This is a genomic window from Streptosporangium sp. NPDC049248 (assembly GCF_040678965.1).
Taxonomy (GTDB): Bacteria; Actinomycetota; Actinomycetes; order Streptosporangiales; family Streptosporangiaceae; genus Streptosporangium; species Streptosporangium fukuiense.
Map to the genome: position 1 here is coordinate 253,670 of NZ_JBFAQY010000009.1, position 15,272 is coordinate 268,941.

At 71.0% G+C, this 15,272-nt stretch carries 14 protein-coding genes; 4 read left to right on the forward strand and 10 right to left on the reverse strand.

Going from position 1 to position 15,272, the window contains the following annotated elements; all coding sequences use genetic code 11:
* Positions 1 to 11 precede the first annotated feature (11 nt).
* Positions 12 to 1,229 carry a SpoIIE family protein phosphatase gene (locus tag AB0K21_RS19390; protein ID WP_364151567.1) on the reverse strand — a complete coding sequence of 406 codons (1,218 nt, stop codon included), beginning with the start codon at positions 1,227 to 1,229 and terminating at the stop codon, positions 12 to 14.
* Between the two features lie 255 nt (positions 1,230 to 1,484).
* Here AB0K21_RS19390 and AB0K21_RS19395 point away from each other — a divergent pair, with 255 nt between their 5' ends.
* A complete protein-coding gene (locus AB0K21_RS19395) occupies positions 1,485 to 2,570 on the forward strand; it encodes a Xaa-Pro peptidase family protein (RefSeq protein WP_364151569.1) in 1,086 nt (361 codons plus the stop codon).
* 124 nt (positions 2,571 to 2,694) lie between these two features.
* Here the strand turns inward: AB0K21_RS19395 and AB0K21_RS19400 are convergent, their stop codons facing one another.
* Positions 2,695 to 4,104 carry an NAD(P)/FAD-dependent oxidoreductase gene (locus AB0K21_RS19400; protein WP_364151571.1) on the reverse strand — a complete coding sequence of 470 codons (1,410 nt, stop codon included), beginning with the start codon at positions 4,102 to 4,104 and terminating at the stop codon, positions 2,695 to 2,697.
* A 256-nt stretch (positions 4,105 to 4,360) separates the two neighbouring features.
* The gene (locus AB0K21_RS19405) at positions 4,361 to 5,311 is read right to left on the reverse strand and encodes a pirin family protein (RefSeq protein WP_343974066.1); all 951 of its coding nucleotides are present in this window, start codon (positions 5,309 to 5,311) and stop codon (positions 4,361 to 4,363) included.
* 122 nt (positions 5,312 to 5,433) lie between these two features.
* On the opposite strand from AB0K21_RS19405, the gene AB0K21_RS19410 reads away from it, so the two are divergent.
* Together AB0K21_RS19410 and AB0K21_RS19415 are read left to right on the forward strand one after the other, a co-directional pair.
* On the forward strand, positions 5,434 to 5,910 hold the full coding sequence (locus AB0K21_RS19410) for an Lrp/AsnC family transcriptional regulator (protein WP_343974069.1): 477 nt from the start codon (positions 5,434 to 5,436) through the stop codon (positions 5,908 to 5,910).
* 67 nt (positions 5,911 to 5,977) lie between these two features.
* Positions 5,978 to 6,934, forward strand: a complete 957-nt coding sequence (locus AB0K21_RS19415) for a nucleoside hydrolase (RefSeq protein WP_343974071.1) — start codon at positions 5,978 to 5,980, stop codon at positions 6,932 to 6,934.
* Positions 6,935 to 7,055: 121 nt separating this feature from the next.
* Here AB0K21_RS19415 and AB0K21_RS19420 read toward each other — a convergent pair whose 3' ends face one another.
* Positions 7,056 to 7,895, reverse strand: a complete 840-nt coding sequence (locus AB0K21_RS19420) for a carbohydrate-binding protein (RefSeq protein WP_364151574.1) — start codon at positions 7,893 to 7,895, stop codon at positions 7,056 to 7,058.
* 466 nt (positions 7,896 to 8,361) lie between these two features.
* On the opposite strand from AB0K21_RS19420, the gene AB0K21_RS19425 reads away from it, so the two are divergent.
* Positions 8,362 to 8,622 (forward strand): hypothetical protein, encoded by a 261-nt coding sequence (locus AB0K21_RS19425; protein ID WP_343974077.1) that lies wholly within the window; start codon positions 8,362 to 8,364, stop codon positions 8,620 to 8,622.
* Positions 8,623 to 8,636: 14 nt separating this feature from the next.
* Here AB0K21_RS19425 and AB0K21_RS19430 read toward each other — a convergent pair whose 3' ends face one another.
* Genes AB0K21_RS19430 through AB0K21_RS19455 form a run of 6 tightly spaced genes read right to left on the reverse strand, consistent with a single transcriptional unit; the run spans position 8,637 to position 15,264 of the window.
* A complete protein-coding gene (locus AB0K21_RS19430; RefSeq protein WP_364151578.1) occupies positions 8,637 to 9,608 on the reverse strand; it encodes a BadF/BadG/BcrA/BcrD ATPase family protein in 972 nt (323 codons plus the stop codon).
* Positions 9,605 to 10,864, reverse strand: a complete 1,260-nt coding sequence (locus AB0K21_RS19435) for a 6-phospho-beta-glucosidase (protein WP_343974083.1) — start codon at positions 10,862 to 10,864, stop codon at positions 9,605 to 9,607. Before AB0K21_RS19435 ends, AB0K21_RS19430 begins: the two co-directional genes overlap by 4 nt.
* On the reverse strand, positions 10,861 to 11,739 hold the full coding sequence (locus tag AB0K21_RS19440) for a carbohydrate ABC transporter permease (protein WP_343974086.1): 879 nt from the start codon (positions 11,737 to 11,739) through the stop codon (positions 10,861 to 10,863). The genes AB0K21_RS19435 and AB0K21_RS19440 overlap by 4 nt, the downstream gene beginning before the upstream one ends.
* Positions 11,736 to 12,677, reverse strand: a complete 942-nt coding sequence (locus AB0K21_RS19445; protein ID WP_343974089.1) for a sugar ABC transporter permease — start codon at positions 12,675 to 12,677, stop codon at positions 11,736 to 11,738. The genes AB0K21_RS19440 and AB0K21_RS19445 overlap by 4 nt, the downstream gene beginning before the upstream one ends.
* A gap of 6 nt (positions 12,678 to 12,683) precedes the next feature.
* Positions 12,684 to 14,027: an extracellular solute-binding protein gene (locus AB0K21_RS19450; RefSeq protein ID WP_343974092.1), complete on the reverse strand. Its 1,344-nt coding sequence runs from the start codon at positions 14,025 to 14,027 to the stop codon at positions 12,684 to 12,686.
* A 40-nt stretch (positions 14,028 to 14,067) separates the two neighbouring features.
* A complete protein-coding gene (locus AB0K21_RS19455; protein ID WP_364151583.1) occupies positions 14,068 to 15,264 on the reverse strand; it encodes an ROK family transcriptional regulator in 1,197 nt (398 codons plus the stop codon).
* Positions 15,265 to 15,272: the final 8 nt, after the last annotated feature.

Here is a 15,272-nt window from a genome sequence, read left to right on the forward strand (position 1 = left end):
CATTTAACCAATCAGCCGAGCACCCCGATGGCCAGAACGCAGGTGTCATCCTCGGGATTGGGGCCGCCGATCACCTCGATGAGCTGATCGAGCCCGTCGTTCGGATCCCCTCTCAGCAGGGCCGCGGCCTCCATGGTCAGTGCCAGGCCCTCGTCGATGTCCCGGGTGCGCCGCTCCACCAGCCCGTCGGTGAAGAGCAGCAGCAGGTCGTCCTCCCGCAGTTCGACCCCGGCCAGCTCGTACGGCTCGTCGGGGGTGGCGCCCAGCAACACTCCGGCCGGCGGGTCGAGCTGGGTGGCGGTCCCCTCGCGGACCAGGATCGGTGCCGGGTGCCCGGCCTGTCCCCAGGTGAACATCCTGGTGGCCGGGTCGAGGTGGCCGACGATCGTGGTCGCCGTCGTCTCCGGCATCCGGTGCAGCACAAGGTCGTTGAGCCAGGCCAGCAGCCGGTCGGGGGAGTGGCCGGTCATCGCGAGGCCGACCAGGGCGTGCCGCAGCTGGGCCATCTGGGAGATCGCGGGCATCCCGTGCCCGGCCACGTCGCCGATGGCCAGCAGCACCCTGTCGTCGGGCAGGGGAACGGCGTCGTACCAGTCGCCGCCGAGGCTGGGCTTGGCGTCCGCCGCCACATAGCGGACCGCGATGCGCGCGTGCGGCAGGTCGATGGTCTCTCCCAGGCCGGGCATTATCGCCTCGCGTAGCGCGAGGCTCATGTGGTGTTCCTTCTCGGCCTGTTCGCGGACGCGGAGCAGCTTGCTCCGCGCCTCGGACATGACGCGCTCGGCACGACGTCGGCAGGTGATGTCCTGGACGACACCGTGCACGGCGGCGTGACCGCCGGTCACGACGGGATCGAGCACGGCGCGAAGATGGCGGAGCTCGCCGTGGCGGCGGATGCGGAACTCGACCTCCCCGGGTTCGGCCCGGTGCATGACGGACCACAGGCGCAGATCGAGGTCGGGACGGTCGGTCGCCTCGACGTGGCCGGCCAGATCGCGCAGGTGGATCGGGCCGTCGCCGGGATCCCGGCCGAATATGGTGTACATCTGATCGGACCAGATCGACTCTCCGGTCTGGAGATTCCACTCGGTCCAGCCCATATCGCCCAGGCGTTCCGCGTGCGCCAGGCGGGTGTTGAGGAGTTGCCGCTCCACGGCCATGTGCTCGTCCGGTTCGTCTCGCAACCGCTGCGCCATCTCAGCGGCGATCGACGGAGCCGGACCGGTCACCTGGTCGTTTCGTGGGGGGAGGGGGGGCTGGTGGCCGCCCACTACGCCGACCATGTAGCTCGCTCTCGAAATGTATAGCTTTGCGGATATTTTGCCAACAAAATGTGATCGTACTTCAACGGATTGTAGTGGCGGGGTTGCCCTCGTGCCTTCCTTTTCCTGAGTTTCGGTCCCGGGGCCGCTCCCGGATGCATCGCCGCTTCGCCCGGGATTAGATTGGTCGGTGTGACGACGGACTCCTCTGATCTCTATCCTGTGACCCGACTGGAGGCAGCCCGCGAGGCCGCCGCGACCGCCGGGCTCGACGCGCTACTGCTCACGCCAGGCCCGGACCTGCGTTACGTGACCGGTTATGAGGCGCTGCCGCTGGAGCGGCTCACCTGCCTGGTGCTCCCGGTCGTGGGTGAGGCCTTCCTGATGGTGCCCCGCCTGGAGTTGCCCGCCGCCGAACACTCTCCGGCGTCCAGGCTCGGCGTGGAGTTCGTCCCCTGGGACGAGACCGACGACCCGTACGCGGTCGTCGGCGGGCGTTTGGGCGCGGTTGGAAAGGTGGGCCTCGCCGACCGGATGTGGGCGATGCAGTCGCTGCGCCTGCGCGATGCGATCCCCGGAGCCGAGCAGGTGCTCGCCGGGACGGTCCTGCGCGGACTACGGATGCGCAAGAGCCCGGCCGAGGTGGCGGCGCTGCGCGAGGCGGGCGCCGCGATCGACGCCGTCCACGCCCAGGTGCCCGGCTTCCTGCGGGCCGGCCGGACCGAGCGGGAGATCGGCAGGGACATCGCCGAGGCGATCATCGCGGCCGGGCACTCCACCGTCGACTTCGTCATCGTCGGTTCCGGTCCCAACGGTGCCAGCCCGCACCACGAGCTGTCGGACCGGATCGTCAGGGAGCGCGAGCCGATCGTGGTCGACATCGGGGGGCAGATGCCCGACGGCTACTGCTCGGACTCCACCCGCGTCTATGCCATCGGCGAGCCTCCGGCGGGCTTCCTGAAGTACTACGAGGTGCTCAGGCACGCCCAGCAGGCGGCCTGCGACGCGGTGCGTCCCGGGGTGCCGTGCGAGGCGATCGACACCGCCGCGCGAGACGTGATCGCGGCCGAGGGGTACGGCGACTACTTCATCCACCGCACCGGCCACGGCATCGGCCTGGAGACCCACGAGGAGCCCTACATCGTCGCGGGCAACGCCGAGCCGCTGGCGCCCGGTTTCGCCTTCTCCGTCGAGCCCGGCATCTACCTGCCCGGGGCGCACGGCGCCCGCATCGAGGACATCCTCGTCTGCACGGAGGAGGGCGGCGAGCGGGTCAACCACCGCACCCGCGAGCTGGTGGTCGTTTGACGGGTGCTCCGGCAGGTCTCCGTCCGGCCCCCGTCCGGCCGTGCCGTGGCGATCGCGCCCCGGGACGCTCCGCGGGCCGAGGAGATCACCGGGGCCGCCCGCCCGAGCCTCCGTCACAACCCGGCTAGAGCCCGTACGTCTCCAGCAGCCGCAGCCAGATCTCGCTGACGGTGGGGAAGGACGGCACGGCATGCCAGAGCCGGTCGAGGGTCACCTCGGCGGTGACGGCGATCGTCGCGGCGTGCAGCAGCTCGCCCACGGCCGGGCCGACGAAGGTCACCCCCAGCAGGACACGGCGCCGCTCGTCCACCACGGCCTTGGCCATGCCGCGGTAGCCGTCGCCCTGCAGGTAGGCTCCCGACACCCTGCCCAGGTCGTACTCGACCACGCGGACGTCGAACCCCTCGCGGCGGGCCTGGGACTCGGTCCGGCCGACCGCGCACACCTGCGGGTCGGTGAAGACGACCTGCGGCGCGCCGTAGCCGTCCGCCACGTCGCGCAGTCCCGGCAGGTCGTCGGGCTCGCCCTTGGCTCGCGCCGCGATGACGTCGCCGCACAGTCGTGCCTGGTACTTGCCCATGTGGGTGAGCAGAGCGCGGCCGTTGACGTCGCCCACCGCGTACAGCCGGCCGTCGGAGACGCCGGTCGCGCGCATGCTGTCGTCGACCTCCACCGAGCGCCCGGCCTCCAGGCCGACGCTCTCCAGGCCCAGGTCGCCGGTCGCGGGACGCCTGCCGGTGGCCACCAGCAGCTCGTCCGCCTCGACGGGCGGCCCCTCGGACAGGTGGAGGGTGACCGGGCCTCCCGGCCGGGGCCGCTCGACCTTCGTCACCTGGACGCCCTCGCGCACCGTGATGCCCGCCTCGGCGAACGAGGCGGCCACCAGTTCCCCGGCGAACGGCTCCATCCTGCCGAGCAGCCCGCCGCGTGCCAGCACCGTCGTCTCTCTCGCGCCGAGTCCGTGCATGGCCTGGGCCATCTCGCAGGCCACCACGCCGCCGCCCAGCACGGCCAGCCGCTCGGGGACGCGCCTGGCCGCCGTCACCTCATGGCTGGTCCACGGCCTGGCCTCGGCCAGGCCGTGAATCGGCGGGATGAGCGCGTCGCTGCCGGTGGCCAGCACGACCGCGTGCCTGGCGGTCAGGGTGCGGACCGAGCCGTCCTCCGCGCTCACCGCGACCCGTCCTGGGCCGTCCAGCCGCCCGTGACCGCGGACGAACTCCACGGGCACGCTCCTGATCCACTCGACCTGGCCGCTGTCGTCCAGGTGGGACACCGCCTCGTCGCGCCGGGCGAGCACGGCGGCGGTGTCGATCGGGCCCAGTGTCAGGCCCGGTACCCGGGCGACCTCGGCGGCCAGCTCCACCGGGCGCAGCAGCGCCTTGCTGGGGATGCACGCCCAGTACGAGCACTCGCCACCGGCCAGGCGCCTCTCGACGATCGCGGCGGTCAGCCCTCCCCTGACCGCGCGGTCGGCGACGTTCTCGCCCGCGGGGCCCGCGCCCACAACCACCACGTCGAACTCGTCAGACACGACTTACCTCCCAGGCCGAACCGGTCATGGACCCGTACCGCTCCCGTGGCGCGGGTCGTACCAGCTTCGCACCCTCCGGTCCGGGCCGGAGACACGCGGGGCTCCGGCGAGGCGCGGCTCCCTCCTTCGCGTCGAGAGGCGCGGCCTGACCGGTGATCCCGGCCACTGGTCCCACTGGTCCCGGCCACGGCGGGAGCCGCGGGACAGCGCCCGGCGGCGGGCGGGGCCGTCCTGGACGGGGGTGGGGACCGGCCCGTCAGCGGCGGCGTCCGCGAGCCTTCAGGGCGGTCAGCGGAAGTTCGGGAGCGGGCAGCGGGATGGCGCCGCCGGGCACCGTGCCGAACTCCTCGCCCTCCATCCACTCCTGCCGGAACCGGGCGATCTCCTCGTGGCTGCGGCCGACGAAGTTCCACCACATGACGATCCGCTCCTCGAACGGCTCGCCGCCGATGAGCAGCAGCCGACCGGCGTCCTCGGCCCCCATGGTCAGTGCCGAGCGCCCGCCGCCCAGGTAGAGCAGCGGCCCGGGGGTCAGGTCCGTCTCGTCGACCCGCACGGTGCCGGACAGGGCCAGCACGGCGTACTCGAAGCCGGGCCGGAGCGGGACGGAGATCGCCGCGCCGGCCTCCAGCCGCACCTCGGCCCCGACCAGCGGGGTGTGCACCGTCGCCGGTGACCTGACGCCGTCCAACTCGCCCATGATGACGGTCACCCCGGCGCCCGGCAGGGTCAGTTCGGGCAGCACCGGGTGGTGCTCGAAGGCCGGGGCCGTCCCGCGGGCGGCCGAGGGGAGAGCCACCCACAGCTGGACTCCGTGCAGGTCGGCCTCGGCGGCCGACTCCTCGGAGTGGGAGATGGCACGCCCCGCGGTCATCAGGTTGAGCTGGCCCGGTCTGATCAGCTGCTCGCTACCGACGCTGTCGCGGTGCAGGATCTCGCCCGCCATGAGCCAGCTGACGGTCTGCAGCCCGGTGTGCGGGTGCGGAGGGACGTTCATCGTCGTCTTCTCCGGGCCGTAGTGGTCGACGAAGCACCAGGCGCCGACCATTCTGATGTCCCGGTTCGGCAGGGTTCTGGTGACCTTCATCGCCCGCGGGCCGCCCAGCACCACGTCCCTGCCGGCCAGCAGTTCGGTCACCGGCTCCGCCGAGACGTCCTCGAGGCCACCGCAGGCCGATTCCCGCGGATCTGTTTCCAGGTTGCTCATCTCGCGACTTTACGTTCCGATCCGGCCGCCACGGGAACCGGGCTTGAGGTCGCCCGTGGTTGGGACCGTGCCGTGACATCCGGACGGTGCGTGTGCTCTCCGGTGCCGTTACCGTTTACGGGATGGAGGAGATCGACCGCTGTATCGTCACGTTGCTGGCCAGAGATGGCCGGATGAGCTTCACCGATCTCGCCAGGGAGACCGGGTTGTCGGTGTCGGCGGTGCACCAGCGGGTGCGCAGGCTGGAGAAGCGCGGGGTGCTGCGGGGTTACGCGGCGCTGGTCGACTACGACGCCGTCGGGCTGCCGCTCACCGCGTTCGTGTCCATCAAGCCGATCGATCCGGCCGCCGCCGACGACGCCCCGGAACGGCTGGCCCACCTGAGCGCCGTCGAGGCGTGCCACAGCGTGGCCGGGGACGAGAGCTACATTCTCAAGGTCCGGGTGGCCTCGCCGATCGCGCTCGAGGAACTGCTGAACCAGATCCGCACCGCCGCCAACGTCTCGACCCGCACCACGGTCGTGCTCAGCACGCCGTACGAGCACCGTCCTCCGGAGCCGGCCGGCACGGAGGCCGGTAAGCCCGACGAGCGCGCCTGAGCCCGAAAGGCGCAGGCTACTAAATGCCGATTTGCCGGGCATGGGGTAGTTAATCCAAGCTGAACGGGTGTCAGCCAGGAAGATCATTATTGACTGTGACCCGGGGATCGACGACGCCCTGGCGCTCGCCCTCGCTCATGGGAGCCCCGACCTGGAGGTCTTGGGGATCACCACGGTCGGCGGCAACGTCGACCTGGCCAGGACCACGGACAACGCGCTGCGGCTCCGCGAGTTCCTGGGGTTCGGCGACGTGCCGGTCACCGCGGGCAGCGCGGGAGCCCTGCTGCGCGCCCGGGTGGACGCGGCCGACGTGCACGGCGGCTCCGGTCTCGGGGACGCGCTGCTGCCTCCGGCGACGCTCCCGCCGGCCGCGGGGCACGCCGTCGACTTCATCGTCGAGACGCTCAGGGCCGATCCGGGCGAGGTGACCCTGGTCGCCATCGGCCCGCTGACCAACGTGGCGCTCGCGGTGCTCAGGGAGCCGAGGATCGTCGGCTGGGCGCGGGGGCTCACGATCCTCGGCGGATCGTACACCCGGGGCAACTTCTCCCCGGCGGCCGAGTTCAACATCGCCGCCGACCCGGAGGCCGCCGCGATCGTCTTCGGCGCGGGCTGGACGGTGACCATGATCGGCCTTGACGTGAGCCGTGCCGCCATGGCCACGGAGGCGGTGGCGGCCCGAATGGCGGCCATGGGCAGGCTCGGCGCCGACCTGCTCATCCCGTGCGTGCGGTTCTACGGCATGATCACCGCCGACGGCGGGCCCGCGATCCACGACGCCTGCGCGGTCGCCCACCTGATCGACCCGTCGCTGATCACCCTGGAACCCGCGGTCGTCGACGTCGAGACGGCGGGCCGCTTCACCTCGGGGATGACCGTGACCGACTTCGACCTCCGGGGCCGCGCCCCCAACGCGCTGGTCGGCACCTCGCTCGACGTCGGCCGCTTCTGGGACCTGCTGCTGGCCGTCTACGCGCGGGTCGCGGAGTCGATCGAGCGCAGGGAGAAGCGCGTCGGACACTGACCGGGAGACCTCCGGCGGGTGCCCGGTCCGGGGAGAGGCCGGACCGGGCACCCGGGCCTCGGCGACACGACGTCCACGAGCGGAGGTGGGTGGTCGCCGGTCATGCCGGCCGTCCGGTGCGTCAGACGCGCCGCCACAGGGCCGGTACGTTCGGCGGCTCCCATCCGGCGTAGGCTGTGTGCCCCTGCAGGCAGCGGTAGGTCACGCCACCGTAGGTGACCTGGTCGCCGACCTTGTAGTCCGTTCCGGCCTGCCACGTCCCGCCCGGCGGGGGGCTCGTGGTCGGCGTCGGGCTGGGCGACGGGGTGCCGACGATGTCGAGCACGAAGTCGAACGTCGCCTCCCTGCCGGAACCGGCCGTGCGCACGGTCATGACCAGTGACGGGTCGAAGATCGTGTCGGTGTTGTTGCGCGGTTCGTTCGGGAAGTAGAGCTGGGTGGTGAGCACCGGCCGGTTCGGGGCCTGGACCTTGACGTGGATGTGCCGGGTGCGTCCGGGGTACAGGCCCGGAACGATCGTGGTCAGTTTGAACGCGCCCTGGGCGTCGCTGAACTGGTGCCCGCGGAAGCCGAATCCGCTGTTGTCGTAGGCGCCGTTGGTGTCCGCCTGCCAGAAGTCCAGGAGCGCGTTGGCGATCGGCTGGCACGAGCGGCCGAACACGTAGCCGCTGACGGTCAGCGGGACGCCCGGTGTGCCGGGCCCGGCCAGTGAGGTGCGCCGCGGCGAGTTGGGCTTGAAGTAGGGCCCCTCGGTCTGGGCGATCGTCGGGTCGTCGCCGTCGTCGCAGAAGGGGGTGGGGGCGAGCAGCCCGTTCGTTCGCCGCGCGTCGCGGGCCAGCGCGGGAGCCTGGCCGACCAGCAGCGGAATCGGGGCGATGAGAGCGGCCTTCAGCAGGGTCTTGCGGCTGATGCCCTCGCTCTCGTCGCCGGTATTCTGGTGGTGGATGTTCTCGGCGTCCACAATGGCCTCCTTGGCCTCCGGGGGACGTGCCTGGACGCGACCTGTCGAACGCGCGCGGCGCCGGGGCGGCCGGTCGAAACCGGCGCCGCACGACACCGCCGCGGGAAACCGGCGGGACCTGGCAGCCTGGACGTGCACAAGGCTTACATTGGACGTGAGGCCGCAATACCCTCCATGTTTCTATAACTTTGCCATATGGCTACCGTGATAATAATCATGCAGGTGAGGGTCGTCTGAATAAGGCTTTCGCCACGTTATACCAAATATTTATGACACGAATGGGATGACATGACCGGTGAAATTCCGGTGGGTGATTCAGCTCGCGGATATCTCCGTTTCACCGCATGGGGACGGGGCACCTCCGCGATGGTCGGGTCCTCCGCGTGGAGCTCGGGTGGCGGCGGTCGTCTACAGAGTTCGACGCTGGGCAGTTACCTCTTGTGGACACTGGCGAAAGGAGCCGGCCGTGCCTGACAACAATGCGCTGATCATTCGATTCCATCCGGTGGGAGGTGAGGACGTCTCCGTGACGAGCGGGGACTTCGACGGGGAGGCCGAGGCGCTGGAGGCGATCTCCCGTGCTCTGGACGAACGGCGCAGCCTGGTGCTGACCCAGGTGAGATACGGCTTCGAGACCGAGACGATCGGCATGGTCGTCAACCTGGCCAACGTGGTGTCGGTACGGGTGTCCAAGCCGGGCGAGGTCCAAGCCGGACAGTACCTGTAACGGCGCCTCGCGGGTCATGTCGCGGCGTGGAAGTGGGCTCGCAGACGGGCCCTGGCCTCCTCGGTGGCGCCGAGGGCGTCCAACCCCAGGAGGGCGGCCCCCATGATGGGGGCGACGTCGGCGACGATCGGCTTGGCCTGCGGAGCCCGCTCCGCGAAGCCCCGCTCAAGCAGCTCGCTCATCAGCGGGTCGCGGGCGGTGAGCACGCCGCCGCCCAGGACCACCTCCATCGGCACGGCGAGCAGGTCCAGGCGGCGCAGCGCGACCACCGCGAGCACGACGACCTCCTCGGCCATTCGCGCCACCAGCGAGCGGGCCACCCCGTCACCCCGGGCGGCGACGGCCATCAGCACCGGTACCAGCTCGTTCAGCCTGCCGTAGGGCAGCTCGCCGAAGTGGATGGCCAGGGACACCTCCTCGACGGTGCGGGTGCCGAAGTGCTCACGGATCGCGGAGGTCAGCGCGCTGGCGGGACCCCGGCCGTCCTCGGCGCGTACGGCGTGCCAGAGCGCCTCCTCGCCGAGGCCGAGGCCGCCGCCCCAGTCGCCGGTGAGCCGCCCCAGAGCCGGGTATCTCGCCACCTCCCCCGAGGGGGAGACCGCCACCGCGTTGATGCCGGCGCCGCACACCACGGCCACGCCCGCGGGGCCCGAGGCCCCGGCGCGCAGCAGCGCGAAGGTGTCGTTGCCGACGGTCGCCTCCGTGCCGTACCCCCGCCGGAGGATCTCCGCGCGGAGCGCGTCCTCCTCCACCGGCAGGTCCGCGCCCGCCACGTAGGCGGCCACGTGGTCGGCGTACGGCGCGGCCGCCCCCTCGCCGAGCGCGGAGCGCACGGCGTCGCCGATCACGTCGATCGCGGCGCCCACCCCCGCGGTCTGCGGCTGGAAGGCGCCGGCGCGCCCGGTGGCGATGACCGAACCGTCCTCGCGGACCAACGCGACGTCGGTCTTGCTGTTGCCGCCGTCGACGGCCAGGACCGTCCTCACGCGTTCGCCCAGGACAGGTGCCCGCGGTTGGCCTCGATCAGGCGCCGGGCCAGGTCTTTCGAGAGCGCGGCCTGCCCGATCAGCGGGTGGGCCAGCAGTGCGTCGGCGACACGGTCCTCGCCGCCGTGCAGCGCGGCCGCGAGCGCCAGCGTCTCGTACGCCGTGACGTGGGCGATGAGCCCGGCGAAGAGCGGCTCCACCGGCTCCACCGGCAGCGCGGTCGCGCCCGCCGCGGTGATCGTGGCCGGGACCTCGATGACCGCCTCGTCGGGCAGGAACGGCAGCGTGCCGTCGTTGCGCAGGTTGACCACCTGGGTGTCGCCGCGCTCGCCGACCAGCGAGGCGATCAACGCCACCGCGGCCTCCGAGTAGAAGGCGCCGCCGCGCTTCTCCAGGAGTTCCGGCTTGGTGTCCACGGCCGGGTCGGTGTACATCTCCAGCAGCGCCGTCTCCATCGCCGAGACCTCGGCGGCCCGCGACGGCCTGGTCCGCTGCTCGGCCACCACCAGGTCGTGCTCGTAGAAGTAGCGCAGGTAGTAGGAGGGGACCACGCCCAGATGCCGGATCAGCGCGGCGCTCAGGCCGACGTCCTCGGCGATCTCCTCGGCGTGGCTCTCCAGCAGCCGCGGCAGCACGTCGACTCCGTCCAGCCGGACGGCCCGCTCCCAGGTGAGGTGGTTCAGGCCGACGTGGCCCAGGGAGATCCGCTCGGGGGCGACGCCCAGGTTCGCGGCGAAGCGGCGCTGGAAGCCGATGGCCACGTTGCACAGGCCGATGGCCCGGTGCCCGGCCTCCAGCAGCGCCCTGGTGACGATGCCGACCGGGTTGGTGAAGTCGACTATCCAGGCGTCGGGCGCGTGTTCCCTGATCTTCTCTGCGATGTCCAGCACCACCGGTACCGTGCGCAGCGCCTTGGCCAGCCCACCCGCCCCGGTCGTCTCCTGGCCGACGCAGCCGCACTCCAGGGGCAGGGTCTCGTCCACGTCACGCGCGGCCTGGCCGCCGACACGCAGTTGCAGCAGGACCGCCCGTGCCCCGGCGACGCCCTCCTCGACGGAGGTGGTGGCGACGACCCTGGCCGGATGCCCGGCCCGCGCCAGCATCCGGCGCGCCATGCCGGACACCGGCTCCAGCCGGCGGACGTCCGGGTCGACCAGCGCGATCTCGGTCAGCGGGAGCTCGTCGCGTAGTCGTGCGAACCCGTCGATCAGCTCCGGCGTGTACGTCGAGCCGCCCCCGACAACGGCGAGTTTCACCCTTTTACTCCTGTCAGCGTGACGCCCTCGATGAAGACCTTCTGGGCGAAGAAGAACACGATGATCACCGGGGCCATGACGAGCAGGGTCGCCGCCATGGTGAGGTTCCACTGCACGCTGTGCAGTGCCCGGAAGGACGCCAGCCCGAGGGAGAGCGTCCAGTTTTCCTCGTTTATCTGGGCGTAGAGCAGTGGGCCGTAGTAATCGTTCCAGCAGTAGAAGAACTGGAACAGGCCCACCGCCGCTATCGCCGGACGCGCCATCGGCAGGATCACCCTGATCAGGGTCTGGAGGTCCGAGCACCCGTCCACCCGGGCGGCCTCGGTGTACTCCCTGGGGATCGTGACCAGGAACTGCCGGAGCAGGAAGATCGAGAAGGCGTCCCCGAACAGCATCGGCAGGATCAGCGGCCACAGCGTGCCGGTGAGGTCCAGGCGCGCCCAGATGAGGTAGACGGGGACCGCGACGACCTGCGGCGGCAACATCATCATCGTGATGACCGCGAGGAAGGCGAGCCTGCGCCCGCGGAAGCGGAAGCGGGCCATCGCGTAGGCCACCGGGATCGACGACAGCAGCATGAACGCGGTGCCGAGCCCGGCGTACAGGAACGTGTTGCCCAGCCAGGCCAGCAGCCGCGACCTGGCGAACACCTCGGCGAAGTTGCCCCAGTTCCAGGTGTCCGGCCACAGGTCGCCGGTGAGCGTCTGGTCGGTGCTCATGACCGCGGTCAGCGCCACGAACACCAGCGGGGCGACGAACATCAGCGACAGCGCCACGGCGACGGCATGGGTGGCGATCCAGTACAGGACCCTGCGGGTACGCGGGCCGCGCGCGGGGGAACCCGGCGCCGCGCGCTTCATGGTCAGGGTGGTCATCGGTCCCCTCCCTGGTCGAACGCGCGGAACCGGCGGAGCAGGACGAGGGTGAAGAGCGTGGAGACTGCGAACAGCAGCAGGGCCAGCACGCAGGCGTAGCCCATGCTGAAGTCGCGGAAGCCCACGTGGAACAGCCACTGCGCCAGCGTCAGCGTCGACAACTCGGGGTAGCCGGGGACGAAGGCGGTGCCGGGGGAGTCGGTGACCCCGGCGGCGACCCGGGAGGCGATCATCGCCTGGGTGAAGTACTGCAGGGCGTAGATGACGCCGGTGACCGCCGAGAACATCAGCACCGGCGAGATCGTCGGCAGCGTGATGCTCCTGAACTGCCGCCATCCGCCGGCCCCGTCGATCGCGGCCGCCTCGTACAGATGCTTCGGCACGTCCAGCAGGGCCGCAAGGAAGATCATCATTGTGTTGCCGATGCCCCACATGGCCAGCAGGGTCAGGCCGGGTTTGGCCCAGTTCGCGTCGCCGAACCAGTCGGGCGCGGTGATCCCGGAGAGTTCGATGAACTGGTTGAAGGGGCCCGAGGGGTTCAGCAGGAACACGAAGGAGACGGTTCCGGCCACCACCGGGACCAGCGAGGGCAGGTAGAGGACGGTGCGGAAGAAACCGGCCCCCGCCTTGAGCCGGGTGAGCAGCTGCGCCACGCCCAGCCCGAAGATCACCTGGGCGGGGACCATGAAGACCACGAACCAGAGCGTGTTCCTGATGGAGACCCAGGCCCGGTCGTCCACCAGGAAGTAGCGGTAGTTGTCCAGGCCCACGAACTCCAGGGTGAACAGGTCGTAGCGGTGGAAGGAGAAGTAGAGGGTCGCACCGAGGGGGTAGGCGAAGAACAGCGCGAACCCCACCAGCCAGGGCGACATCCAGAGGAGGGCCACCAGGCCCTCACGGCGCCGCCACCTGGGCGGCGCCGTGTGGACGATGCTCATCGAGGCTCAGCCCCCGGAGAGCTTCAGCTTGTCGTCGAGACGCTTGTCGACCTTGGCCAGCTCGGCGTCGAGGTCGGTGACCGCCCCCTTCTCCCACCGGCCGAGGAACTCCTGCACCGTGTCCTGGTTGAAGGTGCTGTTGACGTTCGCCGGGACCGTGCTCGTCTTCGGATGGGCGAAGATGTCGAGGAATGTCTGGAAGTTCGGGTCCTTGTCCAGGTCGGGGGACTCCAGCGAGGCCTTGGTGGTCGGCACGTTGCGCAGCGCGTTGGAGAGCGTGACCAGCGCCGAGGTGTCGGTGGTCAGATACTTGACCAGTTCCCAGGCCGCCTGCGGGTTCTTGGCCCCCTTGGGCACACCGATCACGGTGCCCGCGGTGAAGCCGCTGCCGTACAGGTCGGGCCTGGTGTCGGAGACCGGGAGCGGTGCGGTGCCGTAGTCGAGGTCCTTGGCCTCACCGGCGATCATGGCGTTACGCCACTCGCCGTCCAGGACCATGGCGACCTTGCCCTTGTAGAACGGGTGGCCGGCCGACCACTCCTGGCCCAGGCTCTTGCGGAACTTCTCCAGCTTGTCGTAGCCGTACCAGTCGACGAGGTCCTTCTGCCAGCGCAGCAGTTCCCGCCACGCCGGGTCGGAGCCGATCGCCGAGGTGCCGTCCGGCTTGTACCAGGTGGCGCCGACCATCGGGGCGAGGTGCGAGGCGGAGTTCTCGTAGTACTGGAAACTCGGGATGAACCCGGCGACCTCGATGTTGCCCTCCGCGTCACGGACCGTGAGCTTCTTGGTCAGCTCGGTCAGCTCCGAGAGCGTCTTGGGCGGCTCGGAGCCCTTCATCAGGGCCCTGTTGTAGTAGAGCCCGTACGCGTCGGCGAGCAGGGGCATCACGCACCGCCTGCCCTCGTACTCGGTGTAGGAGCGCGAGACCTCGGGCAGCACGGACAGGTCGATGCCGTCCTGTCCGATCACCGGGGTGAGGTCCTGGAACGTTCCGCTGCGGCACCACTGGGCCACGTTGTCCGTGGTGAAGGAGGAGGCGATGTCAGGGGCCTTCCCGCCGCGCACCGCCTGGGTGATCTGCTCGTCCTGGACGCCCTTGACCAGTTTGACGGTTATCTGGGGAAATTTCGTACGGAATCCGGCTATGGCGTCTTCGAACGCCTTGACCTCGCCGGGTGCGGAGAATCCGTGCCACAGCTCGATGGCCGAGGCCGGCAGGGCGGCGGAGGCCGAGCCTGAGGGCTTGGGGCGCGAACCGAGCGTGGGCGCGCCCTCGGTGCCCGCGGTGCAGGCGGTCAGAGCGGCGGCCGTCAGGGTGGCGAGGGTGAGGGTGAGAAAGCGTCGGTGCACGACGGCTGCCTCCTGGGGGTGGGGGGGATACGCGGGAGGATCAAGAGAGGACTGTGGAGCCGAAGACCTCTTCGCGCGCGGTCGCGAGGGCCAGATCCAGCGCGCCGGCGAGGACGGGATTGCCCTCGACGGTTGACAGCAGCAGCGGTGGCCGGGGGATGGTCAGCGCGTGGAGTTCGTGCTCGACGAGTTCGCGCAGGGTGTCGCCGCCCGCGAGCAGGGTCCCGCCGGTCAGTACGATGATCTCGGGGTCGATGACCGAGGTGATCGAGGCCAGCCCGACCGCCAGCCGGGAGGCGATGTCGCGCAGCCCGGCACGGGCGTCGTCGGCGCGCCTGCCGGTGGACGCGGCGGCCCGCACCGCGTTCAGCACCGCCTGCGCGGGGGCGCCGCCGCGCACGCCGTACGACCGGAGGATCTTGAGCACCGCGGGGCCGCCGGTCAGTGCCTGGTAGCCGTGGTTGGCGTAGCGGCCGGTCTCCCTGGCGGTCGGCGCGCCGGGGGTGGGCATGTAGCCGATCTCGCCGGCGCCGCCGGTGGCGCCCCGGTGCAGCCGGCCGCCGAGGACCAGCGCCGCGCCCAGGCCCTCGTCGGCCCAGAGCAGCACGAAGTCCCGGTGGCCCCGGCCCACGCCGTGCGCCTGCTCGGCCTGGGCGACGAGGTTGACGTTGTTCTCTATCGCGACCGGTACGCCCAGGCCGTCGCCGAGGGTGCGGACCAGGTCGGGGATGTGCCAGCCGGGCATGTCCCTGCTGGTGGCGTAGGCCAGCCTGCCGGTGCCCGGGTCGATCGTGCCCTGCACGCCGATGACCACGCACCGCGGCGTCTCCGGAGCACCCGCGCCCTCCAGCGCGGCGGCGACCCGATCCACCGCGTCGCCGCCGGAGCGGCCGGGAGTGGGCAGGTGGTACTCGCCGACCACGGCGCCGGTGATGTCGGCGACCCTGACGTCGATGCCCGCGCGCGTGACGTCCATCGCGGCGGCGTACGCGGCGGCCGGGTTGAGCCGGTAGACCTCGGCGGTGCGGCCGGGCAGTCCCTCGCGGATGCCGTTGAGCACGACCAGGCCCGCCTCCTGCAGGCGGATGAGCAGCTGCGAGGCGGTGGGCTTGGACAGGCCGGTGAGGGCACCGATCTCCGGGCGGGTCAGCGGGCCGCGCTCCAGCAGTGCCTGCAGGGCGGCGCGGTCGTTGATCGCGCGCAGCAGGCTCGGGGTGCCCGGCGTCGGCTGCTTCACTGGCCCTC